This is a genomic window from Streptomyces sp. NPDC059851, assembly GCF_042732005.1.
Lineage (GTDB): Bacteria > Actinomycetota > Actinomycetes > Streptomycetales > Streptomycetaceae > Streptomyces.
The window spans coordinates 1-23,684 of sequence record NZ_JBHWJJ010000104.1 but is presented as its reverse complement, the minus strand read 5'-3'; the positions used below and the strand labels follow the sequence as shown (position 1 = coordinate 23,684).

Here is a 23,684-nt window from a genome sequence, read left to right as displayed (position 1 = left end):
ACGGCTGGCCTGACCACGCAGGCGCACGTCCTGGTCGTCACTGCCCAGCCACGCGGACCAGGCCGACTTGCGGGTTCGTCCCGGCGGCGTACGCGGACCGCCACACGGTCCGAGCGGGCGTCGGGACATCGGCCACCTAGCGGGCCTGTCCGGTGGATCTCGGCGGATCGACCACCGGCGGGGCGCGTGCGGACGGAGGCCGGCGGCGGGCCCGCGCGCCCGGCCCGTCCCCGCTGTAGGCCGCCCGACGGAACGCCACCTGGTTCGGTATCGAACCGCCGCTCGTGTGCCGTGTTTCGGCCGTTTCCGGTGCTAGCTTCCAGCTGCCGCCCGGTCGGGGCGGCGCTCTCGGCCACCATGCGAAGGAGCAGGCCATGCCCCAGATCAGCGCGGCTGACGCGGAGCTCAAGAAGTCGTTGGCGATGGAGGGCGAGGCGGGGACGAAGACCTGGCGCGTCAGCATCCAGCCGAACGCGGAGCTCGCAGCGCACTTCCTCAACATCTACCCGCCCCAGGGCCCGGGCGAGGCGACCATCGCCCCCCGGCCCGACGGAAAGTTCGACGTCTTCTACCTGAGTTAGGTTCTGTCAGGCGGATCACGGTCGGAGCCAGAGACGGATCGCTGCGACCGTGACTGTGCCCCGGAAGATGTAGGCCCGCTCGTCGTAGCGGGGCGCGACGGCCCGGAAGGTCTTGAGTCGATTGATCGTGCGCTCGATCTCGTTGCGGCGCCTGTAGGCCTCCTTGCCGAACGCGGGTGGGCGGCCGCCGCTGCTGCCGCGACGGCGGCGGTTGGCCCGCTGGTAATCGGTGCGATGCCCTGCGGCAGCAGGGAGGAGGGGGGCCCGGTCGCCTCGTGCGCCGATCTTCTAGGGTCGCTCGCATGACGAGGACGACACCGCCGCGCCCGCTCGAAGTCGAGGCGCTCTTCCCGGAACTCGCCGCGCACCGCGGCACGACCACCCGCCTCCACCCGCGGCCGGGCACTCCGGACGTGTCGCAGAGCTCGGTGGGCGGGCCGATGCTGTGGCCGGCGGACGAGCCCTGGCCGGTTTGCCGGGAGGCCCACGGCCGCGGCCGTGGACGGCGCATCGAGGACATCCGCCAGGAACGGCAGGTCTGGGCGACCGCACGGGCGAGACACCCCCACGAGGGTCTCACCGGGGACGAGCTGCAGCTCATGGAAGTGCTGGGCCGCACGCACCACGTGCCCGGAACGAACGACACCGATCCGCTGCCCATGCTCCCCGTCGCCCAGTTCTACCGGCGCGACCTCCCCGACCTGCCGGCCGGGCCGGACGGCTGCGACCTGCTCCAGCTCTTCTGGTGTCCCTTCGACGCCCACGGCCCCACCCGCTACGGCATGCTGCTCCACCTGCGCTGGCGCAACGCGGCGGAGGTCGGCGAGGTCCTGGCCGAGCCTCCGCGGCCGCCGGTCGTCGGCTACGACGGGTACGTGCCCGAGCCGTGCGTGCTGTACCCGGAGCAGGTGGACACGTACCCGTTCGCCGGGCTCCTGCCCGAGGAGCTGTGCGCCCGGATCGACGCCTGGGAGGAAGCCATGGAAGAGGCGGCCGAGGAGGAGGACGACGGCAGCGCCGCCGAACTGCCCGGCTACCAGTACGACCTGTCGATCCCGCCCGGCTGGCGCGTCGGCGGCTTCGTCTCCTGGCACCGTACCGACCCCTCCCCGATGGACTGCGGTGCCTGCGCGACGCCGATGCACCTCCTGCTGACCGTCGACTCGTCCGAATGGGACGGGGGCAGCAAGAGCTGGGCGCCCGTGGAGGAGCAGGAGCTTCCTCCGCGCCCGACCGCGGAACCCACCGGAGTCGTCGTGGGAAACCACGGCGAGCTCAACGTCTTCGCCTGCCCCTCCGACCCGGGACACCCTCACCGCTGGAGCATCCAGTAGAGGCGGCGCCGGGCCACTGCCCCGACCCGTTGCGTCCTTGGATTCTTGGGTGGATCCGGGGACCGGCCCGTTTCCCCAAGGGGTACGAGTGGTTGCAATCAGTGATATTTCTGGGTGTCTGAGGTGACTCGTCCCATAGGAGCCACATCACATACGAGGCGTGCTAGTAGGTCCCGAGCGCCCCTCCGTCGCCCCCGACACCGCTGGCCATCTGCCCCGGAACCCGTGGAGTCGGTGGACCCGTTGCGCGGGTCCGGCTGCGAGCCGCGCTAGTAGACGGGGGGCTTTGCCAGGGCGCCGGTGGCCTGGCTAACTGGTGTTGTCGCCGAGGCGGCCGGGGCGCACAGCCCCCCGCCGGGACGAACCCCTCTCCTCCGCGTGAGTGGCTCACGCACGTCTTCGACGTGCCGCGACCGTCCTCGTCCCCTACGGAAGGCTCTCCGTGTCCCACTCCGTCATCCGCCGCATCGCCGCTTCCAAGAAGTCCCTCGCGGGTACCGTGATCGGCCTTGCCGCCGCCGGTTCCATGCTGGCCGCCGTTCCGGCCCAGGCCGCCCCGACGAGCGCCAAGGCGATCGCCCAGCAGATGATCAAGGACCCGGCGCAGTTCGCGGCCTTCAACAACATCGTTTCCCGTGAGAGCGGCTGGGACCACACCGCCACCAACGCGTCCTCCGGCGCGTACGGCCTGGTCCAGGCCCTGCCGGCGTCGAAGATGGCCTCCGCCGGTGCCGACTGGAAGACCAACCCGGCCACCCAGATCAAGTGGGGCCTGGACTACATGAACGAGCGCTACGGCAGCCCCGTCGCCGCCTGGAAGTTCTGGCAGGCCAACCACTGGTACTAAGCCAGTGGCACCACCCCCGCGGGCGCACCTCACGAACGCGGGCGCACCTCACGAAGACGTGAACGCACGAAGGCCCCGGTGGTCGACCTCCCCAGGTCGACCCCGGGGCCTTCGCCTTCCCATCCCACAGGGTTCGTGCGGCCTACGCCCCTCGGACCTGACTCCCGGACCCGACCGTCGGGCCTGCCCCCGGACCCGACCGTCGACCCCGACCGTCGACCCCGACCGTCGACCCCGACCGTCGGGCCCGCGCCCCTGACCCGATCCCCGGCCCGGTCCGCGGTCTCAGAGCCGCTGAATGATCGTCCCGGTCGCCTGCGCGCCGCCCGCGCACATGGTGATCAGGGCGAATTCCTTGTCCCGGCGTTCCAGCTCGTGCAGTGCGGTGGTGATCAGGCGGGCGCCGGTCGCGCCGACGGGGTGGCCGAGGGCGATGCCGCCGCCGTTGACGTTGACCTTGGCCAGGTCCTGCTCGAAGACCTGGGCCCAGCTGAGCACGACGGAGGCGAAGGCCTCGTTGATCTCGACGAGGTCGATGTCCTTGAGGGACATCCCGGCCTTGCCGAGCACGGCCCGCGTCGCGTCGATCGGACCGTCCAGGTGGTAGTGCGGGTCGGCGCCGACCAGGGCCTGGGCGACGATCCTGGCGCGCGGCTTGAGCCGCAGGGCGCGGGCCATCCGACGGGAGGCCCACATCACGGCGGCGGCGCCGTCCGATATCTGCGAGGAGTTCCCGGCGGTGTGCACGGCGGTCGGCATGACCGGTTTGAGCCCGGCCAGGGCCTCCATGCTGGTGTCGCGCAGGCCCTCGTCGCGGTGGACCAGGCGCCACATGCCCTGGCCCGCCGCCTGCTCCTCCTCGGTGGTGGGGACCTGGACGGCGAAGGTCTCGCGCTTGAACCGCTCCTCGGCCCAGGCGGTGGCCGCCCGCTGCTGGGAGAGCAGCCCGAGCCGGTCGACGTCCTCGCGGGTCAGGCCCCGGCGGCGGGCGATCCGCTCGGCGGCTTCGAACTGGTTGGGCAGGTCGACGTTCCACTCGTCCGGGAAGGGTTTGCCGGGGCCGTGCTTGGACCCCGAGCCCAGCGGCACGCGGCTCATCGACTCGACGCCACAGGCGATGCCGACGTCCATGACTCCGCCGGAGATCATGTTGGCGACCATGTGGTTGGCCTGCTGTGAGCTGCCGCACTGGCAGTCCACGGTCGTCGCGCCGGTCTCGTACGGCAGACCCATGGCGAGCCAGGCGGTCCGGGCGGGGTTCATCGACTGCTCGCCGGCGTGGGTGACGGTGCCGCCGACGATCTGTTCGACGCAGTCCGGCTGGATGCCGGTACGGGCGAGGAGCTCACGGTAGGTCTCGCCGAGCAGGTAGGCGGGATGGAGGTTGGCGAGCGTGCCCCCGCGCTTGCCGATGGGCGTGCGTACTGCTTCGACGATGACGGGTTCCGCGGCCATGAGCTCGTCCTCTCCTGCGCAGTGCCGGCGCGGCGGGCCGTCCCGGCGCCCCGCCTGAACTAGTACGCGTTCTAGTTCTCCCCGCAGTCTTATGACCCCCGGGCCCGGCACGCAAGGGTCTTGCACCCGGCCTCCACGGATTCCCCACGCAACAGTTGACGCGCAAGCCCTTGTCACTTCTAGAACTCGTTACTACGTTTCAGCCACTTCAACTTCCTGATGGGCCGTCAGACTTGGAGTCGCCCGATGACCTGTCCCGCGCTGCCCGAGGGCTTCGACGCCACCGACCCCGACCTCCTCCGGGACCGGGTCCCGCTCCCCGAGTTCGCACGGCTCCGGCGGACCGCCCCCGTGTGGTGGTGCGCGCAGCCGCGCGGCATCACCGGGTTCGACGACGAGGGCTACTGGGCCGTGACCCGGCACGCGGACGTCAAGTACGTCTCCACGCACCCGGAGCTGTTCTCCTCCACCACCAACACGGCCATCATCCGCTTCAACCCGCACATCCAGCGCGAGCAGATCGAGGCCCAGCGCCTGATCATGCTGAACATGGACCCGCCGGAACACACCCGCGTACGCCAGATCGTGCAGCGCGGCTTCACCCCGCGAGCGATCCGGGGCCTGGAGGGCGCGCTGCGCGAGCGGGCGCGGAACATCGTGGCGCAGGCGTGCGACGGGGCGACGGGCGGCGGGACCGGGGACGGAAGCTTCGACTTCGTCACGCGGGTGGCGTGCGAGCTCCCGCTGCAGGCCATCGCCGAGCTGATCGGCGTACCGCAGGAGGACCGGCTGCGCATCTTCGACTGGTCCAACAAGATGATCGCGTACGACGACCCCGAGTACGCCATCACCGAAGCGGTCGGCGCCGAGGCCGCCATGGAGCTCATCGGCTACGCGATGAACATGTCCGCGGCACGCAAGGAGTGCCCGGCCAAGGACATCGTCACCCAGCTCGTGGCCGCCGAGGGCCAGGGCAACCTGAGCTCCGACGAGTTCGGGTTCTTCGTACTGCTGCTCGCGGTCGCGGGCAACGAGACCACGCGCAACGCCATCAGCCACGGCATGCACGCCTTCCTCACCCACCCCGAGCAGTGGGAGCTGTACAAGGCGACGAGGCCGGCGACCGCCGCCGAAGAGATCGTGCGCTGGGCCACCCCCGTGGTCTCCTTCCAGCGGACCGCCACCCAGGACACCGAGCTGGGCGGGCAGAAGATCAAGGCGGGCGACCGGGTCGGGCTCTTCTACTCCTCCGCCAACCACGACCCCGAGGTCTTCGAGGACCCGGACGTCTTCGACATCACCCGCGATCCGAACCCGCACCTGGGCTTCGGGGGCGGCGGGCCGCACTTCTGCCTGGGCAAGTCCCTGGCCATCCTGGAGATCGACCTGATCTTCAATGCCCTCGCCGACTCCCTGCCCGACCTGCGGCTCGCCGGCGAGCCGCGGCGGCTCCGCGCGGCCTGGCTGAACGGCATCAAGGAGCTCCGGGTCCGCCCCGCCTGAGCGGCCGTGGCGGTAGCGGCTTCCGGGGCGGCGGCGCTGCCCCTCCCACGCCCGGATCCCTGCCGTTCCGGGGGATGCGGCTTTCACGGCTGCTTCGGCGGGTTCAGCGGCTTCAGGGGCTTCGACGGCTTCGGCGGCTTCGGCGGCGTTGACCACCCTTGGCCGGTCTTCTGTGCTGTTCTCCGTACTTCTCCACTGCTGGGCCGGGGGGTTGCACACAGTGGGGCGACGATCGCGACAAGCCGCGATAACGGCCCGTCATCGATGCCGTCCTAAGGATTGTCGCGCCGGCGGAAGCGCCGTCAGACTGCGCGGATGAACCTCCAGGACAGCGGTACCGACGAGAGCGTGGAGGCGCGCTGGCAGCGTCTCCCGACGACGTGGCGGCTGATGCTCGACCGGGGTGATTCCCAGGCCGCGGCCACGGGGCGGGGGGTCCTCGCACTGATCGAGGCCGCCTCTGAACAACCGGTGCTGCGGCGCCTGTATCCGTTCACCAGCCGCTGCGTCCTGCGGTTCGGTTCCGGCAACGGCCTGCCGACCGAGACGGACGCGCCGGCCGTCGAGCCGCTGCGCGACGGCCGGTTCCGCGTTCTCAGCCCAAGCCTCAACCGCGTCATCGGCGAGGCCGACACGGCGGAGGCGGCGGTCGCCCTGCTCGTCGCGCAGCTGTCGGCGGCGCCGGAGCAGTGAGAAGCCGGGCGCCGTCTCGTCCGAGTGGCGGGAGCGCGGGCGCGGGCGGATCCTGACAGAACGCGGCGATCCACCGCAGGGGCGCCGGAGCGGTCATGCCCGGCGCCCCTACGGCCAGCCGCCACCGACCGCGGGTTCCCCGACCGTTGCCAGCGAGGTGCACGGGGCACCCCGATCCCCCGACCCGTGGCCGTCGTTCCCTGAACGTCCGACCGACTGCCGCTAAGAGCGGGTGGACGCAGACGACACCCACACCCCGTCCTCCCCAACGGCACCACCGGCACCACCGGCACCACCGGCACCAGCGCCACCACCGGCACCACCCCTGACCTCACTGGCACCGGCATCCACACCCTCGCCCCCGGAACTCCGCTGCCCCGGCAGTCCCACCTCCAGCCGCCGCGGCCCGGACAGCACGTACACCAGTCCGAACCCGGCGGCGACGACGACCGCCCCGCCGACCGCGTCGAGCACCCAGTGGTTGGCGGTGGCCACGATCGCGCACACCGTGATCAGCGGGTGCAGCGCCCCGAGGAGCTTCTGCCAGGCCTTCGGCGCGAGCACGATCACCACCACCCCGCACCACAGCGACCAGCCGAAGTGCAGCGAGGGCATCGCCGCGTACTGGTTGGAGATGGCGGTCATCGCCCCGTACTGCGGATTGGCCAAGTCCTGCGGGCCGTGCACGGTGTCGACGAAGCCGAGCCCGGGCATGAGGCGTGGCGGTGCGAGCGGGTAGAGCCAGAAGCCGGCGAGGGCTAGCACGGTGGCCAGGCCCAGGGAGGCGCGCGCCCAGCGGTAGTCGCCGGGCCTGCGCCAGTACAGGACGCCGAGGATGGCCAGCGGGACCACGAAGTGGAAGGACGTGTAGTAGAAGTTGAAGAACTGCTCCAGCCACGGCGTGTGCACCACGGCCCGGTTGACGGCGTGTTCGATGTCGATGCCGAGTGCCCGCTCGATGCCGAGGATCTGGCTGCCGTGCTCCTCGGCGTGGTGGCGGCCGGCGGGTGCCGCGGCCCGTATGTGCGAGTAGATCGAGTATCCGACGCGTATGAGGAGCAGTTCGAGCAGCAGGTTGGGCCGCGACAGCACGCGCCGCCAGAACGGCATCAGCGGCACGACCCGCCACCTGCCGGCGGCCGGCCGTCCGTAGGCGGTCGGAACGGGCCGGCGCCAGTACGGGGAGGAACGCGGCAGGAACGGGACCGCGCAGGCCGCGGCCAGCGCCGCCAGCAGCAGCACGTTGTCCCGTACGGGGGCCAGTACGGCGATGTTGGGCAGCAGGACGGAGCTGGGCAGGGTCGCGGCGAGGACCACGGCCACGGGCCACACGCGCCGGTCGGCGGCGCGGCTCCCGACCTTGCCGGCCACCGCGAGCAGCACCCACAGCAGTTGGTGGCGCCAGCCGGTCGGGGCCACTGCGACGGCCACGCACCCGGTGACGGCGACGGCGAGGAGCATCTGCCCGTCCCGGGCGTAGCGGACGGCGCGGCGCAGCCCGACCCAGGCGATGGCGGCGGCGAGAACCGCGTACAGCAGGATCTCGGCGGGGCCGGTCAGGCCGAGGCGCAGCAGGGCGCCGTGCACGGACTGGTTGGCGAGGGCGTCGGGGGCGGCGCCGAGGCCGGTGCCGGCGAGGTGGTGCACCCAGTACGTCCACGAGTCGCCGGGCAGAGCCGCCCAGGACAGGCCGGTCGCGCCGGCGGAGGTGACGGCAGCGGCCCGGGCGGCGGTGCGACGGCCCGACGCCCACAGCAGCGGCACGAACAGCAGCAGGGCGGGCTGGAGGGCAGCAGCGAGACCGACGAGGAAGCCGGACGGGCGCTCACCGGGCACCCGGAACACGGCCAGCAACACCAACAGCACGGGCAGAACGGGCATGACGGGGACGCCGGGGACGCCGGCGGCCTGGCCGGGCGAGGCGGCCTCCCGAACGGGCAGTGACACCAGCATCAGGCCGACCAGGGCGGGCGCGGCGAGCAGCACGGTCCGCCGCGGCAGGGGGTCGGGCAGGCCCCGAACGGCTACCGACCCGACCGCGGCCACGCACAGCAACGTCACACAGGTCCAGGCCAGCTCCAGCGGGGGCGCGGCAAGACCGAGGAGGGGCTTCAGGACGAGACCGGCGAAGGGAGTGCCGGAGAACTGCCCGGCGTCGTAGAGCGAGCCTGGCAGGGGTCCGGGAAGGTGCAGGTCGGCGAGCCACTCGCCGGGCGGCACGCGGAGCACGGCCGCGGCCTGTCGCACGGCGAGGATGCCGACCAGCGCCCACAGGAGCAGCCGCGCCGCCGCGAGCCGGCCGTCCCCGCTGCGCCCGCCTATGTCCCCGGCATGTCCGTCCGCCCCGCTGTCCTCCGCCGTGTTGGCCACGCCTCGCCGGCCTCCCGCCTGATGAACGCAACCTTGACTGAGCCCGGCTGCCGCGCTGAATTGCCGGGAACGACGATATCCCCCGCCGCATCCCTAGGATGGCGGTCATGAGCATCGTGAAGATCAACGTTCTGACCGTGCCCGCCGAGCAGCGGGAGGTGCTGGAGCAGCGGTTCGCCTCACGGGCGGGGGCTGTGGAGGGCTCGGACGGGTTCGAGTGGTTCGAACTCCTGCGACCGGTGGAGGGCACGGACCAGTACCTGGTCTACACGCGGTGGAGGTCCGAGGAGGACTTCCAGGCGTGGATGGAGGGTCCCATGAAGGCCGCGCACCAGGGCGGGGCCGGCGGCGGCGCGGCGGGGGCGTCGGGTGAGCGGCCGAAGCCGGCGGCCTCGGCGTCGACGCTGTGGTCGTTCGAGGTCGTGCAGCAGGCGGGTCCGAAGACCGGGGCCTGAGCCGGAAGCGCCCGGGGGAGCGCGGAGGCAAAGGGACGAGGACAGGGCCGGAGGGCCGGAAAACCGGAAGACCGGAGGACCGGAGGACCGGAGGACCGGAGGACCGGAAGAACGAGGAGCACGAGGAGCACGAGGAGCACGAGGAGCACGAGGAGCACGAGGAGCACGAGGAGCACGAGGAGCACGAAGGAACATCGACGAGGAGGCCGTCAGCTCCAGAAGGCGTCCGCCTCGTCGATGTCCTGGGTGCACTCGTCGATGTCGCTGATCTTCCCGCCGACGATCGTGAAGAAGAGGCCCTGCTGGATTTCGAGCCCGTGGTCGCCGCGGTCGCCCCGGAACGTGTGTACGGAGATGGCGTGCCCGCGCCCGTCCACCATCACCGAGTGCAGGTCGACCGCCATGGTGCCGTTGGTCTCCTCGGCGAGCCGGCGGTAGAGGCCGAGGACGGCTTCCCGACCCTTGTGGTGGCCCGACAACGGGTTGCTGCCGGGCACGTGGTGGATGACGTCGGCCGTCATCAGCGAGCCCAGGGTGTCCATGTCGCCCTTGCCGAAGGCGTCGTAGCCGCGGCGGATCAGGGCAGCGTCAGGGTGTTGGGACATGGCCGTCACGCCCTCCGTCAGTGTGATTTAACCCTTTTCCCATCATCGGCCCGTTCCTGTGGATATTCCACGTGACGGGTCACGACGCGACTCCACAATGACTCCATGAACATCAACAGCGAAACCCGCACCCACACCAGCACGGGGACTCGCACCCGCACCAGCACCAGCTCGGACACCGGCACCGGCACCGGCACCGGCACCGGCAGGAGCGCAGCCCTCGGCACGAGCGCAGGCCTCGGCACCTGGACGGTCGAGGCCGAACACTTCGACACGCCCGACGCCACCGCACTGCGGCGCGCGTACTACGCGGAAGTGGCCGGACGCTATTGGAAACGCCCCGCGACCGAAGCCGAGGTCGACGAGGGGCTGAGGGACGACCCTGCCGACGGCCTGGTTCCGCCGACGGGCCAGTTCGTCGTCGGCCGGCTGGACGGGGCGTCACTGTCCTGCGGCGGCGTACGGATGCTCGACCCCGCCACCGCCGAACTGACCCGGGTGTACGTGGACCCGCGCGCCCGCGGCACGGGCGGCGGCGCGGCGTTGCTCGCTGCACTGGAGGACGCGGCCCGGGCGCTGGGCGCCGAGCGGGTCCGCCTGGACACCCGGTCGGACCTGGTGGAGGCGCGCGCCCTGTACGCGCGCAACGGGTACGCGGAAATACCGGCGTACAACTCGGGCCCGTACGCGGAGCACTGGTTCGAAAAGCCCCTCGCCTGAGATCCGAAGCCCGAGGCAGCGGCGGACGATCTGACCTGTGGGCCGGTCGAGCCAGGCCAGCCGGTTCAAAACGAGTGGCTGTGGCCCTCGGCCGTCACGCGGCGGGATCCACGTTCCACGCCGCGGGCAGATCGCTGTCGCAGAAGACGCAGACGAAGTCGTCCTCTCGCACGATGTTGTGCTCCTGGCAGCCGGGGCACCGCCGGAACACCACCTCGTGGGTGAAGCCGGAGGGCCGCCCAAGTTCCACGTCGTCCAAAGCATGGGCGACTGCCGACCAGGAGCTGACGTCCGGGCAGTACCCGGTGGACTGGTTGCTGACCTCTCCCACGGCCCACCGGTTCGCCTCGCGCATGAAGCTGATCTCGCCGGCACTCAGAACCATTCCTCCGCCGGCACAGGCCACGTGCTCGCTGCGTCGTGGCGCCAGCCGAAGCACACCGTCCATCCCGACCACGAAGGTGAACGGTTCAGCCAGCTCCGCCGCCGATTGCTCCACGATCCAGCCACCGAAGTCAGCCGCCGAGCCGATCCGGCACCCGCCGTCACCAGGCCGGACCGCAGTCTTCAGCTCGACCGGTCCGACATATCGGTAACTGCGCCTCCGCCCCCTCACATCAGCCAACCTAGAGCACATCCGACATGCGCCCGAGGCCCGGCCCGAGGCTTCCGTCCCGATCACCGCGGCAGCGGGTGGTGCCGTTCCGGTCAGTGCGCCGCGTGGTCCCGGCGCGCGGGCGCGTCGTACGGTTCCTCGGCGTCCGACCCGCAGAGCTCGGCATTGAGCTCCTTGACCAGTTCGGCCAGGTCGGTCGGGCGGTCCGGGCCCCACCAATCGCCGAGCAGTGCGGCGAGGGACTCCTCCCGGGCGTGCGCCAGTTTCGCCGCGTACTCTCGTCCGCGGTCGGTCAGGATCAGCGGTAGCCCGTCCCGTACGGCGAGCCCGCGCTCTTCGATCTGACGGGCGGCATCGGTGATTACCTTCAGCGGCACGGTGGTGCGTTCCGCGAGCACCGCGGGCTCGGCCGAGCCGTACCTGTTGATCCGCAGCAGTAGCCAGCTGGAGGCGGGCAGCAGGTCCAGCCCGGCCCGTTGGGTGATCTTCTCGTAGACGTGGCGGCGGCCCTCGCGGGTGCCCAGGACCGACAGGGCGCGGGCCACCTCCTCGTGGGAGGAGCGCTGCACGGGGTTGGAGGCGAGCGTCTCGGTCACGTCGGGGGCGGTCACGGAGCCGCGGAGCGTGTCCTCCTTGAGGAACCAGGAGACGGCGAAGGCGAGGAGGACGACGGGGACGGCGTAGAGGAAGACGTCCGTGATCGATTCGGCGTAGGCGTCGAGCACGGTGGGCTGCACGTCGGCGGGCAGTGTCGCGATGGCCCGGGGGTCGGCCTCCACCTGTGCGGCGGTGCCGGGCGGGAGCGGAAGCCCGGCGAAGGCGGTGTTGAGTTTGTCGTCGAGCCGGTTGGTGAAGATCGTGCCGAAGATCGCGACGCCGAAGGAGGCTCCGATGGAGCGGAAGAACGTCGCGCCGGAGGTGGCGACGCCGAGGTCCTCGTAGCGGACGGCGTTCTGCACGGCCAGTACGAGCACCTGCATGACCAGGCCGAGCCCGAGGCCGAACACGAAGAAGTACGCGCTCATCTCCCAGCTGCCGCTGGTGCGGTGCAGCTGGTGCAGGAGCAGGAGTCCGATCGCGGTGACCCCGGTACCGAGGAGGGGGAAGACCTTCCAACGCCCGGTGCGGGTGACGATCTGGCCGGACCCGGTCGAGGAGATGAGCATGCCGAGGACCATCGGCAGCATGTGGACGCCGGACATGGTCGGCGAGACCCCTTGCACGACCTGCAGGAACGTCGGGAGGTAGACCATCGCGCCGAACATCGCGAACCCGACGATGAAGCTGATCACCGAGCAGAGGGTGAAAGTGTGGATGCGGAAGAGACCGAGCGGAAGGACGGGTTCTGCGGCCCTGCGCTCCACGAGGAGGAAGGCGGCGAGCAGCACGGCACCGAGGACGGCCAGGCCGATGGTCCGGGCCGAGCCCCAGCCCCAGGTGCCGCCGAGGGAGGCGATGAGGACGAGGCAGGTGGCGACGGATGCGATGAGGAAGGTGCCGAGGTAGTCGATGGTGTGCTTCGAGCGGCGCGCCGGGATGTGCAGGGCCGCCGCGATGACGGCGAGCGCGAGGAGACCGATGGGGAGGTTGATGTAGAAGACCCAGCGCCAGGACAGGTGGTCGACGAACAGGCCGCCGAGTAGCGGTCCGAGGATGCTGGTCGCGCCGAAGACGGCTCCGAAGAGCCCTTGGTACCGGCCGCGTTCGCGGGGCGGGACGATGTCGCCGACGATCGCCATCGACAGCACCAGCAGGCCGCCACCCCCCAGGCCCTGCAGGGCCCGGAAGCCGATCAGCTGGGTCATGTCCTGGGCGAGTCCGCACAGTGCCGACCCGACGAGGAAGATGACGATGGCGGCCTGGAACAGCTTCTTGCGCCCGTACTGGTCGCCGAGCTTGCCCCACAAGGGTGTCGCGGCGGTGGAGGCGAGCATGTAGGCGGTGACGACCCAGGACAGGTGCTCCATTCCGCCCAGCTCGCTGACGATCGTCGGGAGGGCGGTGGAGACGATCGTCTGGTCGAGGGCGGCGAGCAGCAGACCCAGCATCAGTGCGCCGATGGAGACGAGCACCTCACGGGAGGCGTGTTCGGCGGCCGGGCCGGATTTTCCCGGGCCGGAGACGGGATCCAAGGCGTCGCCCTTGGTGACTTCGCGAGCCATCCGCTCCTCCTCAGTCCGGATCAACATCTCCATCCTGAGCGGTGTGTCCGGTTATGGCCTCTCGGGTGGGTTGGGTGGCCCTGAACGGGTCTGCATAATCGCAGGCAATGGCCAGGGAGGGATTCCAGTGAGCGCTGAGCGCTGTCCAGATTGCGACGCGGTGGGCGTCGCCTGCGAGTGCGCGTCCGGGGGATCGGGCGGCGGCTTCGAGCCGTTGCGCATCCGCCCGTACGTATCGCTGGCCCCACCCGGGGAGACGGACCTGCAGGCCACGCAGCAGATACCGCCGGTACCGCCGATGCCTCCGGCCCAGCCGGTGTACGGCGCAGTGGCCGACCCCGCGCACGCCCACACCCACGGCCATGCCCACGCCGAGCCCGGCACGGGGCCGCAGGCGGACGCCACTCCTGCGTATGGAACACCCGCGGTCTGGCCGGACGCACCACCGCAGGCGAGCTGGCCTGCCGAAACGGCCCCGCTGACGCCGGTCCCGCAGGACCTGGGCGAACTCGGCACACTCAGGGGAAGGGGAGGGGGTGGGGGTGGGGCCCCCGGGAAGCGGTCCTCGTCCGGCTCCCGCCGCCGACGCCTGCCGACGGTCCTCGCCGGTGCCGGCACCGTGGTCGCGGTCGGCACTGCGGCACTGGCGCTGGGGATGCTGCCGCGTTCCGCCGAGAGCGACACGGTCCTCCTGGACGCCAAGCCGTCCGGGCCGGCGGCCAGCGTGCTGCCGACCGATCCGACGCAGGTCCCCTCCTCGGCGGCTCCGTCCCCGAAGGCCTCGGCTTCCAAGTCCGCCGCTCCCTCCAAGTCGGCGTCCGCGTCGCCCAGCGGGTCCCGCTCCTCGGCGTCCGGGTCGCCGAGCCCGTCGGCCCCGCGTGCGGCCAGCAGTTCCCCGGCGGCCCCCAAGGCTCCGACGCTGAGGCACGGTGACTCCGGCGCCGAGGTGGAGAAGCTGCAGCGGCTCCTGGCAGCCCAGGGCCTGTACCGGGGCAAGTACACGGGCAAATACGACGACCGCACGGAGAACGCCGTCGCCTGGTTCCAGTGGCAGTACGACATCGAGGGCGACCCGGAAGGCGTCTACGGCCCGCAGACGCGCACGGTGTTGGAGGGTCTCGGCTGAGGTCCCCGACCCCGCGGTGGCGCACACCACCCTTGTTTTGTATCGTGTAGGAACAAAGTGGTTCCGTCCGCAATCCCTGACCGGTGGACGGAACCACTTGTTCTCTTCTCCCGCCCCGTCTGAAGCCCCCGCCGATGCCGGCCAGCACCACCGCCTCCCCCGTCGTCCTCACCGCCAAGGCCCTGCTCCTGGACATGGACGGCACCCTGGTCAACTCGGACGCGGTGGTCGAGCGCTGCTGGCGCGAGTGGGCGGTGTCCCACGGCCTGGATCCGGAGGAAGCCCTCAAGGTGGTGCACGGCCGCCAGGGGTACGCCACGATGGCGGTCCTCCTGCCGGACCGCCCGATGGAGGTCAATCACGCCGAGAACGCCGTCATGCTCGCCCGTGAGACCGCCGACACCGAGGGCGTGGTGCCGGTCGGCGGGGCCGCGGAGTTCATGAGGGCGATCGGCGGGCTGCCGCACGCCCTGGTCACGTCCGCCGACGCGGCCCTCGCCACGGCCCGGATGACGGCTGCCGACCTCCCCATGCCCGCGTTGCGGATCACGGCCGAGTGCGTAGGGGCCAGCAAGCCGGACCCCGAGGGCTTCCTCAAGGGCGCTGCCGAACTGGGCGTGGACCCCGCCGACTGCATCGTCTTCGAGGACTCGGGCGCGGGCATAGCCGCGGGCCGCGCGGCCGGGATGCGAGTGATCGGCATCGGTCCCCGCGCCGCTGAGCACGCTCCGACGGCCCACGTGCCCGACCTGACGGCCGTCCGCGTGACCACCGCCCCGGACGGCTCGATCCACCTCACCCTGCTCCCCACCTCCTGACCGGCACGCCCGAACGCCGTTTCGGGCCGCGGGCGGACCGGGCTCGGACCGGGCGCGTCCGGGCTCGGAGGCATCCACCGCTGATGTGCCGGTGGGCCGCCGGCGCGGAACGCGGCCGGGGCTCCGGGCGGCAGGCGGCGCCCACCTTCTCCTGGTGCGATCGCCACCGTTCGGTGGCGCGCGTACGTCCGCGGTCCCGGCACCTGCGGCCACCGTGGCGTGGCGGGCTCACTCCTCAGGTTCCCGCCCGCAGCCGGCGGAGGCCCGACCCGGCGAAGGGCTCACTCGCTTCCGCGTCAGCCCGCGATCGCCTCGTACAGGGAGAACGCGGCGAGGGCGGCCATCACGGCAGCCGCGATCTTGGTGATCAGGCGCAGCGGGACGTACTTCATCAGCGTGCGGCCCCCCAGGATGCCGATGCCCGCCACCGCCCACAGGGCGAGTACGGCGCCGAGGCCGACCGAGAGGGGGTCGTCGTACCGGGCGGCGAGGTTGGCGGTCATGATCTGCGTGAGGTCGCCGAACTCCGCGACGAGGATCAGCATGAAGCCGGCTCCGGAGACCTTCCAGAAGGACTGGTCGGCGGGCTCCTCGATCTCCTCTTCGCCGTCGCTCTTCTTCAGCAGCAGCATGACCGCGCCCGCAAGGAAGAGGACGCCGACCACGGCCTGGACGAGCCGGTGCGGGAGCAGGGTGAGGACACTGCCCGCGGCGATGGCGAGGGCGACGTGCACGGCGAAGGCGGCTGCGACGCCGGCGAAGACGTAGGAGGCGCGGTAGCGGGTGCCGAGCATCAGGCCGGCGAGGGCCGTCTTGTCGGGGAGTTCGGCGAGGAAGACGACGCCGAAGGCGATGGCCGTGACGGTGATGCTGAAGTCGCTGAACACGGGGATGGGACCTCGTTGGGTGGGGGGCGCCACCGGTTCCGAGAGACCTGCGGTGCATCAGGGGTCGCTTCGGCTCGGCGGCGCCCTGACGGCTTTCACGCGCACGCGCCCGGATGCGGACGGGTGCAAGTGAACTGGGACAGGACACTGCTGCCGAAGGTCTCGCTGGCCGGTCGCCGGTGTACGGCGGCCTGCCTCCGGGCGCCGGCTGGGTGACCCAGCAGTATGTCGACGGTCCGGCGAAGAGCTACTCCCCTTCTGCTGCGACCAGCATACGGGAGCCCGGAACCGCCCGGACCGGGGCTTCGGCCTTGCGCCGCACGCCCGCCGTGCGTCCCGCCTCCCTCGCGAGCCCCGCCCCCGCCCGCCTAGAGGTGGGGGTGCACACGCCGGAATCTCAACCTCCGTTTATTTCAGGGAACTTGGCCCACCGAACGTGACGTGCCCATGTCGCATACCTGTAACCTTGCGCCCGCCGTCACGCAATCCGGCACCGCCACCCTGGCCGCGCCCCCTCCGGGGGTCAACCGGCCGCACACCCCCCACCCAGGGAGCATCGCCATGGCCCTTTCGGCCCGCATACCCTCCGTCTACGCGCGTCGTCTTGGCGTGCTCGCGTCAACCGTCGCGCTCGCCGCCCTCACCTCCCTCGTGAACGCCCCGGTCGCCCAGGCCGCCCCGCCCACCCCCATCAGCGCCTCGGACGCCCGCGCCTACCTCGCCACCGTCACGCCGCGCACCGAGGGCTCCAGCAGCGGCTACAGCCGCAGCCTGTTCCCGCACTGGAGCACGGTCTCCGGCACCTGCAACACCCGCGAGACCGTCCTGAAGCGGGACGGCCACAACGTCGTCACCGACTCCAACTGCGCCTCGGTCAGCGGCAGCTGGTTCTCCGAGTACGACGGCGCCACGTGGACCGCCGCCGCCGACCTCGACATCGACCACGTCGTCCCGCTCGCCGAGGCCTGGCGCTCCGGAGCCAACTCCTGGACCACCTCCAAGCGCCAGCAGTTCGCCAACGACCTCACCCGCCCGCAGCTCATCGCGGTCACCGACTACGTGAACCAGGCCAAGGGCGACAAGGACCCGGCCGAGTGGCTGCCGTCGCGCACCTCCTACCGCTGCACCTACGCCCGCATGTGGGTCCACGTGAAGCAGTACTGGGGCCTCAGCATGGACTCCGCCGAGAAGACGGCCCTGGTCAACGTCCTGAACGGCTGCTGACAGCCCGCCGCCCGCCGCCCCGGGACCGGCCTCCACCGGCCCGGGGGTGGGGGACACCCGCCCCCGGGCCGAGCAGGGGCCTCCCACCGGCCCGGATCTGATTTCCCCCACGAGAGGGAGGCCAGGCTCCCCCTCCCCGTCGTACCGTGATCGAAAGCGCTACGGAGGAGGGGGAGTTCCATGGCCACGCTGCGCCTGGGGCCGCTGCTGCGCCACGTCGACTGGGACACGGGCGGTTCGGCCACCATATGGGTCGAGACCGACCGCCCGTGCACAGCGGCGGTGCGCTGCGCCGACGGCGCCTCCGGCAGTGTGCGCACGTTCCAGGTCGCCGGGCACCACTACGCGGTGGTGCCGGTGAGCGGCCTGACCCCGGGGACCACGACCTCGTACGAGGTGCTGCTCGACGGGGTGCCCGTCTGGCCGCTGCCCGACAGTGCCTTCCCACCGAGCACCATCAGCACCCCCGCCGTCGCCGTACCCGGACGGCCGGGCCCCGACCTGCGGATCACGTTCGGCTCCTGCCGGCAGGCCGTCCCGCCCGCCGACCGGCACGGGCCGCACGGCCCGGATGCACTCGACACGCTCGCAGCCCGGCTGGCCGCCGCCCCGCACGAGCCGCGGCCCGACGTCCTGCTCCTCCTGGGCGACCAGGTGTACGCCGACCACCTGTCCCCCGAGACCCGGCAGTGGATCGCGGCCCGGCGTGACCTGCGGGACCCGCCCGGCGCTCAGGTCGCCGACTACGAGGAGTACACCCGCCTCTACTACGAGTCGTGGCTCGACCCGGAGATCCGGTGGCTCCTGTCGACGGTCCCCAGCCTGCAGATGTTCGACGACCACGACGTCGTGGACGACTGGAACACCAGCGCCGCATGGCTGGCCGAAATGCGGGCCACGCCCTGGTGGCAGGAGCGGGTGGTCAGCGGGCTGATGTCGTACTGGGTGTACCAGCACCTGGGCAATCTGTCGCCGGCCGAGCTGGCGGCCGACGCGTTGTACCAGTCCGTGTGCAAGGACGCGGACGGTACGGACGCGCTGCGCGCCTTCGCCGCCGCGGCGGATGCCGATCCGAGCTCGGTGCGCTGGAGCTACCGGCGGGACCTCGGCCGGTCACGGCTGCTGATGGTGGACACGCGGGCGGCGCGGGTGCTGGCCGAGGACGGGCGCGCCATGCTCGACCCGGCCGAACAGGAGTGGCTCCGGGAGAACGCACTGGCCGGCCGAGGGGGGTACGACCACCTGCTGATCGGGTCCTCCCTGCCGTGGCTGATGCCTCCCTTGATCCATGACGCGGAAGTGTGGAACGCCGCGCTGTGCCGTGGTGACCGGGGGCCTCGCTGGGCGCGGATCAGCGAGGACCTGCGGCGGCGCAGCGATCTGGAGCACTGGGCGGCGTTCCCGGCGTCGTTCAAGGCGCTCAGCGATCTGATCGAGGAGGTGGGTACGGGTCCGGGGGCACCGGCGACGGTGGCGGTGCTGTCCGGGGACGTGCATCACGCGTATGTGGCCGAGCCCCGAATACCCAGCGCGGCACGGGTGTTCCAGCTGACGTGCTCGCCCGTCCACAACTCGATTCCGGCGGTGGTGAGGTGGGGGTTCCGGCTGGGCTGGTCGCGGGTCGGCCGCTGGCTGGGGCGCGGCCTCTCGCGGCACGGGCGGACGGGCCGTCCCCCGCTGAGTTGGCGGCGTACGGGCGGCCCCTGGTTCGGGAACCAGCTGATGACGCTGTCGTTGTCGGGCCGGTCGGCGCGGTTGCGGCTGGACCAGGCCCGCCGGATGGGCGGCTCGCGGCGGCGTGACGGTCTGGTCGGCGTCGGCGCCCGGCTGGTCACGGTGCTGGACCGCCAGCTCACGTCGGAGCCCTGAGCAGCCGCGAGCGGCCCCCAGCGACCCGAGCAGCCGTCAGGGGCAGCTGCGGCTGGCGCGCCGTGCGGCTGGGCGCCCCCGGGCGTCGGGAGCGGCAGTGCCCGGCGTACGCTGTATGGCTGTCAAGCCGCCCCTGCCGCTTCCGCGCGACGTCGCGGCGCTTCATGCCGAGGCACGTCAACCGGACCGGGGGGTCTCGTCTTGTGGGAGAGTCTGGGGTCACTGACCGCGAGCCCATGGATCTACGCCGTCGTGGCGTTGTCCGTCGTGCTCGACGTGTTCCTTCCGGTGCTGCCGAGCGGGGTTCTGGTGATCACTGCGGCGGCGGCAGCAGCTGCCGCGGGGGCGGCGGGACCGGTTCCCGTGCCGGAGCAGGTCCCGGACATTGCGGCACTGCTGCTGATCGCCACGACCTCTTCGGTGCTGGGTGACATGGCTGCGTTCCGGCTGGCTCGGCGCGGCGGCGACCGGCTTGAGCGGGCCATTGCCCGGTCCCGGCGCCTGACGCTGGCCCAGGAGCGCCTGGGCACGGCCCTGGCCCGTGGCGGCGGGGCCTTGGTGGTGATCGCCCGGTTCGCGCCGGCCGGCCGTTCGGTGGTGTCGCTGGGCGCCGGGAAGACCCACCGCAAGGCGCGGGAGTTCCTGCCCTGGTCGGCTCTGGCGGGCGTGGCCTGGGCCGGTTACAGCGTGGCCTTCGGCTATTTCGGCACCCAATGGCTCGGCGCGGCCTGGCTCGGCACCGCGGTCTCCGTGATCGCCCTGTTCGCCGCGGGTGCCCTCGCCGCGTTCGTCATCCGTCGCCCAGCCCCCGCTGCGGCCCCGACGGCGTAACAGCCCGGCCGCCCTGCGCCCTCGGCGTTCCCCCGGGCGGAGCAGGGGCTCACCCGTTCACCCGGCCCCGATCGCCGACGGCGGCTCGGGCTCCTAGCGTCCTCAGCACGGTGCGCAACCGAATCCGCGTCACATCCGTGGCCGGGCCGCGCCGTTTCGAGGAGCACGAGGAGTTCTCTCCATGCCCGCCAAGCCGTCGAACCGCCCGCTGCTGAGCCTCGTGGCCGCGACCCTCGCCGTCGCCGCCACCGCTGCCACTCCGCTCTCCGCCGCCCACGCCGTCAACGGCTCCCCCCTCTCGGCGGCGGTCTCCCCCACCACCGTCGCCCCAGGCAACCGGGTCGCCCTCCACCTCCGCGGCTGCGGAACCAGCTCCGGCCGGGCCGCGTCGAGCGCGTTCGGGGAGGTCCGCCTGCGCGCGGGCAGCAGCTTCGACAGCCTGTCGGGGAGCGCCACCATCTTGCGCGGCGCCTCCACGGGCGTGCACCCCGTCACCTTCGAGTGCGGGGACTTCGGCGGGACGCGCGTCACCGTCTCCCTGCAGGTCGCACCCGGCGCGGCCCGCGGCGGCGAGGGCGGCAGCATCGGCGCGGTGAGCCCGGCCCAGATCGCGATCGGCGGCACCCTCGCCGCGAGCGCACTCGGCACCGGTATCTGGATCCTGCGCCGCCGGGCCCGTACGTCCTGACCCGGGCCGCCCGCGCGACCTACGCTGGAGCAACGGCCGGCGCGGCGGCGCCCCGTACCCGGATCCCGTCCAGCAGGTCCCGGGTCGCTTCGGCGACGGCGTCCACGGCCGCGTCGAAAACCTCCTGGTTGTGCGCGGCTGGAGCCCGGAAGCCGGACACCTTGCGCACGTACTGCAGCGCGGCGGCCCGGATCTCCTCCTCGGTGGCCTTCTCGGGGATGGCGGGCGGTCGCAGGGTCTTGATGGAACGGCACATACCCCTACTATCCCGCTACCGGGGCAGCTCGGCCCCGGACAACTTCATGATCAAGCCGGCCTGGAGCCGTGCCCGCAGTTCGGGGTCCGCCACCTCGTCCAGCAGCCCGACGGCCTGCTGCATGGCCTCGGCCGCCCTGCGGTCCTCGCGCAGGGCGGCGGTCTGGTCGGCCATGTGCCGCAGCGCGATGTCGGCGCGCCGGTGGAACAGCTGCCCGACGAGGGTGACGACGACCCCGAGCGAGCTGATCACGACCCCCAGGTAGAGGTCCCCGGTGCTCTCCGCCTTCCAGACGCCGAGCGCCACTCCGACCAGCAGGATCGCGGCCCCCACCCCGGCGAACCGCTGGCTCGTGGCGAAGCTGCTGCGTGCCTGCGCCAGCCCGTACGCGTAGTACTCGACGAGTACGGCCGTGAACCCCGCATCCCCCCGGGCCCCGGGCCGTTCCCGCTCAGGCCCGCGCGAGCTCCCCCCGACGTCGGCGTACTTCGGATCCCCCTGCCCCGTACCGACCCCCGTACCCGGGCCGTCCCCTGCCCCCTGCGCCTCGGCGACCTGAGCGATCAGCCGTGCCCGCTCGGCCTCGCGCCGCCGCTCGAACCCGGCCGCGGCCTTCCTCTCCCCCACCGCCAGCACACCGGCAACCCCCAGCAGAGCCGCCCCCACGACACCCCACTCGCCCATCCCCCGACCATCCCACGCCCCCACCCACCACCGACACCCCTCCGCCGAGCATCCGACGGCTCAGCTGGCCGCGGCCCTCCGGCACGGGGCCGGCGCGACGGCAGCCGCCGTCAGACCGCCTTCAGCCTCCCAGAAGCCCGAACCGGCCCCCACGCACAGGCCCTGACACCCGGCCGCCGGTCCGGCCTCACACACCGGTCAACACCAGGGAGTGCGGCCCCACCGTGGTCAAAACGGCGCCCCGACCGTGGCAACCGGCGAGCTGGAGGAGCGCCGATCGCGCCACCACCACGCTTCGGCCCCAGCCAATCGGTGGCGCATGCGAGGGAAGCGCGGCCACTGCACTGACCGCCGCCGGGGCGTCCGCGGGTGGTGCTGGAGATCCCCTGCGGATGTCAAACCCCCAGCCTTGCCCAGCTGGGGGTCTTTTCGTGTCAAACGGGGCACCCGAGGTCGACACGGAGGGACTTTGGGTCGGAGCCTTGCTCTGAGTCCCCGTGGTCTCCCCAGCTTCCCGACGGATCGGGCACGAGAGGGGCACGCACCCCAGCCACGGCCTGCCCCGCTGCCATCCCGTCCGTCCGCCGTCGACCCACACGCATGGGGAGCCGTTCACCACCCGGACCGGGCGGCCGATCTAGCCGCGGAACGGGTGCTGGTCCTTCACCCGGCCGCCGAGGGCGCCGGCCTCCGGCTGGTCCGGCTGTACGACGAACGGCACGGGGCAGCCGCGCTGCTGACCGCCGCCGTGCTCCCGCCGCGGGTGGTGATGGAACTTCCTCGGGCACTCGCAGACCGCGGCAACCGTGAACGTGGACGCCCACGTCGTCCAGGACACGCAGCGCGAGGCGGTCGGGCACACGGACCGGCTGCCGAGGGGTCGGCGCGACCGCCCCTCACTACAACCGTTGATGTCGATACCGACGTCAAAGCCCCCCGTGCACGGACGGTTTCGAACCGCCGACATCTGCCTTGTAAGCCCGCCACCCGGGCACCTATCCGGCACGCGTCCGCCGGCTCCCTCATTGACCGCGAGCTGCCGCACCTTCCGGCAGGTCCGTGACACGCCGTGCGGTCACCAGGTAGCCCGCGAAGCTCACGTCCGGCCTGGCCTTGGCCCACCCATCCGCTACCTCAACCGGTACCAGTACGGTCGTGCCCGGAACGGGGTGGTTCACCTTGTCCGTGGCACCCGCAGGTACCCCGTAACGGCAGTGGACCTCGATGATCGACACCACCTCCACCGAGGTGGGTGCGTGTCCGTCTTCCTGGCCGTGATGCTCCTCGCGGAAGTCGATCTCATCCGCACGTTCGCTACCGACGACGTCGGCGTAGTCCTCCGGATCGACCTCCAGCAGGGTCCACGAGGCAACATCGCCTGGCGCGAAGCTCTCTCCGCAGCACTGCATCTGCCAGTCATCGATCCAAATCGTCAGCGTCATGCCCACCATTGTCCGGCCGATCGGCCCACGCTCATGAGGGCCTCGGGCAGAACTTTCGGCGGTGGCACTGGGGCTCAGGCAGAGATGCCAGACCGGCCTCGGGGCCTGCCGCCCTTCGACGGCCAGCTCTTCGCTTTCCAGAGCCGCGAAGGTGTGCCGACGCCACCTGACGGCCAGCACCGCGACGACCCCACCTGCGAGTAGGGCCATGACGACGCTGCCCCGCCTGCTCCAAGCGGCCGGCGTAGTCGGGCATGAACACCTCGGGCGAGTCGTCTCCAACGTTCCGGAAATCGCGTAGATCCCCGACCAGACCGCTCGGACCGGCACGACGGCTTCCAGCTTGTCGGACGGTTCGCGGCGGCCAGCCGCCGCACCCCCGGGCCGCTGAGCCCCGCCGCGCAGGAACGGCTGCTGGAGCTCTAGTAGTGCTTTGTTAGCTGGTCTTGTCACGGTTGGTGTTCGGTAGTTCGCTGCTTGTATGAGGGCGGGTGAGCTTGCTGCGTGTCGGGGCCGGT

The 23,684-nt window shown here is 71.8% G+C and carries 23 protein-coding genes and 1 pseudogene; 13 read left to right on the top strand and 11 right to left on the bottom strand.

All coding sequences use genetic code 11. The features are described 5' to 3' along the window. The first annotated feature begins 374 nt into the window (after positions 1-374). Entirely contained in the window at positions 375-581 is a 207-nt protein-coding gene (locus ACFV7Q_RS28290) for a hypothetical protein (protein ID WP_385432498.1), read from the top strand. Positions 582-596: 15 nt separating this feature from the next. On the opposite strand, the pseudogene ACFV7Q_RS28285 reads toward ACFV7Q_RS28290, so the two are convergent. Continuing rightward, positions 597-803 (bottom strand): annotated as a pseudogene (locus tag ACFV7Q_RS28285) (IS5/IS1182 family transposase); the annotation flags it as partial. 80 nt (positions 804-883) lie between these two features. On the opposite strand from ACFV7Q_RS28285, the gene ACFV7Q_RS28280 reads away from it, so the two are divergent. Together ACFV7Q_RS28280 and ACFV7Q_RS28275 are read left to right on the top strand one after the other, a co-directional pair. Continuing rightward, positions 884-1,915 carry a hypothetical protein gene (locus ACFV7Q_RS28280; protein WP_385432497.1) on the top strand — a complete coding sequence of 344 codons (1,032 nt, stop codon included), beginning with the start codon at positions 884-886 and terminating at the stop codon, positions 1,913-1,915. 442 nt (positions 1,916-2,357) lie between these two features. Then, entirely contained in the window at positions 2,358-2,762 is a 405-nt protein-coding gene (locus ACFV7Q_RS28275; RefSeq protein ID WP_385432495.1) for a transglycosylase SLT domain-containing protein, read from the top strand. Between the two features lie 285 nt (positions 2,763-3,047). On the opposite strand, the gene ACFV7Q_RS28270 is transcribed toward ACFV7Q_RS28275, so the two are convergent. After that, positions 3,048-4,217: a steroid 3-ketoacyl-CoA thiolase gene (locus ACFV7Q_RS28270; RefSeq protein WP_385432493.1), complete on the bottom strand. Its 1,170-nt coding sequence runs from the start codon at positions 4,215-4,217 to the stop codon at positions 3,048-3,050. A gap of 246 nt (positions 4,218-4,463) precedes the next feature. Here ACFV7Q_RS28270 and ACFV7Q_RS28265 point away from each other — a divergent pair, with 246 nt between their 5' ends. Both ACFV7Q_RS28265 and ACFV7Q_RS28260 read left to right on the top strand, forming a co-directional pair. Further along, the gene (locus ACFV7Q_RS28265; protein ID WP_385432491.1) at positions 4,464-5,720 is read left to right on the top strand and encodes a cytochrome P450; all 1,257 of its coding nucleotides are present in this window, start codon (positions 4,464-4,466) and stop codon (positions 5,718-5,720) included. 315 nt (positions 5,721-6,035) lie between these two features. After that, positions 6,036-6,413 carry a DUF6193 family natural product biosynthesis protein gene (locus ACFV7Q_RS28260; protein ID WP_385432489.1) on the top strand — a complete coding sequence of 126 codons (378 nt, stop codon included), beginning with the start codon at positions 6,036-6,038 and terminating at the stop codon, positions 6,411-6,413. 222 nt (positions 6,414-6,635) lie between these two features. Here the strand turns inward: ACFV7Q_RS28260 and ACFV7Q_RS28255 are convergent, their stop codons facing one another. Continuing rightward, entirely contained in the window at positions 6,636-8,783 is a 2,148-nt protein-coding gene (locus ACFV7Q_RS28255) for a bifunctional glycosyltransferase 87/phosphatase PAP2 family protein (protein ID WP_385432487.1), read from the bottom strand. Between the two features lie 107 nt (positions 8,784-8,890). Between ACFV7Q_RS28255 and ACFV7Q_RS28250 the strand changes: the two genes are divergently transcribed. Then, the gene (locus ACFV7Q_RS28250) at positions 8,891-9,238 is read left to right on the top strand and encodes an antibiotic biosynthesis monooxygenase family protein (RefSeq protein WP_385432485.1); all 348 of its coding nucleotides are present in this window, start codon (positions 8,891-8,893) and stop codon (positions 9,236-9,238) included. Between the two features lie 209 nt (positions 9,239-9,447). Here the strand turns inward: ACFV7Q_RS28250 and ACFV7Q_RS28245 are convergent, their stop codons facing one another. Continuing rightward, the gene (locus ACFV7Q_RS28245; protein WP_385432483.1) at positions 9,448-9,843 is read right to left on the bottom strand and encodes a nuclear transport factor 2 family protein; all 396 of its coding nucleotides are present in this window, start codon (positions 9,841-9,843) and stop codon (positions 9,448-9,450) included. Between the two features lie 291 nt (positions 9,844-10,134). Between ACFV7Q_RS28245 and ACFV7Q_RS28240 the strand changes: the two genes are divergently transcribed. Continuing rightward, the gene (locus ACFV7Q_RS28240; protein WP_385432511.1) at positions 10,135-10,563 is read left to right on the top strand and encodes a GNAT family N-acetyltransferase; all 429 of its coding nucleotides are present in this window, start codon (positions 10,135-10,137) and stop codon (positions 10,561-10,563) included. Positions 10,564-10,657: 94 nt separating this feature from the next. Here ACFV7Q_RS28240 and ACFV7Q_RS28235 read toward each other — a convergent pair whose 3' ends face one another. Both ACFV7Q_RS28235 and ACFV7Q_RS28230 read right to left on the bottom strand, forming a co-directional pair. Next, positions 10,658-11,200, bottom strand: a complete 543-nt coding sequence (locus tag ACFV7Q_RS28235) for a hypothetical protein (RefSeq protein WP_385432509.1) — start codon at positions 11,198-11,200, stop codon at positions 10,658-10,660. 71 nt (positions 11,201-11,271) lie between these two features. Beyond that, complete coding sequence (locus ACFV7Q_RS28230) at positions 11,272-13,341, bottom strand: DHA2 family efflux MFS transporter permease subunit (protein WP_385432482.1); 2,070 nt, start codon at positions 13,339-13,341, stop codon at positions 11,272-11,274. A gap of 127 nt (positions 13,342-13,468) precedes the next feature. Here ACFV7Q_RS28230 and ACFV7Q_RS28225 point away from each other — a divergent pair, with 127 nt between their 5' ends. Beyond that, entirely contained in the window at positions 13,469-14,467 is a 999-nt protein-coding gene (locus ACFV7Q_RS28225) for a peptidoglycan-binding protein (RefSeq protein ID WP_385432480.1), read from the top strand. 134 nt (positions 14,468-14,601) lie between these two features. Then, positions 14,602-15,285, top strand: coding sequence for an HAD-IA family hydrolase (locus ACFV7Q_RS28220; protein ID WP_385432479.1), 684 nt, complete (start codon positions 14,602-14,604; stop codon positions 15,283-15,285). A 296-nt stretch (positions 15,286-15,581) separates the two neighbouring features. Here the strand turns inward: ACFV7Q_RS28220 and ACFV7Q_RS28215 are convergent, their stop codons facing one another. Continuing rightward, positions 15,582-16,172, bottom strand: coding sequence for a TMEM165/GDT1 family protein (locus ACFV7Q_RS28215; RefSeq protein ID WP_385432477.1), 591 nt, complete (start codon positions 16,170-16,172; stop codon positions 15,582-15,584). A 579-nt stretch (positions 16,173-16,751) separates the two neighbouring features. On the opposite strand from ACFV7Q_RS28215, the gene ACFV7Q_RS28210 reads away from it, so the two are divergent. The 4 genes from ACFV7Q_RS28210 (at position 16,752) to ACFV7Q_RS28195 (ending at position 20,784) form a co-directional block, all read left to right on the top strand. Beyond that, positions 16,752-17,396, top strand: coding sequence for a DUF1524 domain-containing protein (locus tag ACFV7Q_RS28210; RefSeq protein WP_385432507.1), 645 nt, complete (start codon positions 16,752-16,754; stop codon positions 17,394-17,396). Positions 17,397-17,576: 180 nt separating this feature from the next. Next, the gene (locus tag ACFV7Q_RS28205) at positions 17,577-19,265 is read left to right on the top strand and encodes an alkaline phosphatase D family protein (RefSeq protein WP_385432476.1); all 1,689 of its coding nucleotides are present in this window, start codon (positions 17,577-17,579) and stop codon (positions 19,263-19,265) included. Positions 19,266-19,466: 201 nt separating this feature from the next. Then, a complete protein-coding gene (locus ACFV7Q_RS28200; protein WP_385432474.1) occupies positions 19,467-20,096 on the top strand; it encodes a DedA family protein in 630 nt (209 codons plus the stop codon). A gap of 181 nt (positions 20,097-20,277) precedes the next feature. Continuing rightward, entirely contained in the window at positions 20,278-20,784 is a 507-nt protein-coding gene (locus tag ACFV7Q_RS28195) for a hypothetical protein (protein WP_385432472.1), read from the top strand. Between the two features lie 19 nt (positions 20,785-20,803). Here the strand turns inward: ACFV7Q_RS28195 and ACFV7Q_RS28190 are convergent, their stop codons facing one another. The 4 genes from ACFV7Q_RS28190 to ACFV7Q_RS28175 all read right to left on the bottom strand — a co-directional run bounded on the left by ACFV7Q_RS28190 (position 20,804) and on the right by ACFV7Q_RS28175 (position 23,166). Further along, complete coding sequence (locus tag ACFV7Q_RS28190; protein ID WP_385432471.1) at positions 20,804-21,040, bottom strand: DUF2277 domain-containing protein; 237 nt, start codon at positions 21,038-21,040, stop codon at positions 20,804-20,806. Between the two features lie 15 nt (positions 21,041-21,055). Beyond that, a complete protein-coding gene (locus tag ACFV7Q_RS28185; protein ID WP_385432469.1) occupies positions 21,056-21,724 on the bottom strand; it encodes a hypothetical protein in 669 nt (222 codons plus the stop codon). A gap of 637 nt (positions 21,725-22,361) precedes the next feature. After that, positions 22,362-22,562 (bottom strand): hypothetical protein, encoded by a 201-nt coding sequence (locus ACFV7Q_RS28180; RefSeq protein ID WP_385432467.1) that lies wholly within the window; start codon positions 22,560-22,562, stop codon positions 22,362-22,364. A 184-nt stretch (positions 22,563-22,746) separates the two neighbouring features. Continuing rightward, complete coding sequence (locus ACFV7Q_RS28175; protein ID WP_385432466.1) at positions 22,747-23,166, bottom strand: DUF6578 domain-containing protein; 420 nt, start codon at positions 23,164-23,166, stop codon at positions 22,747-22,749. Positions 23,167-23,684 lie beyond the last annotated feature (518 nt).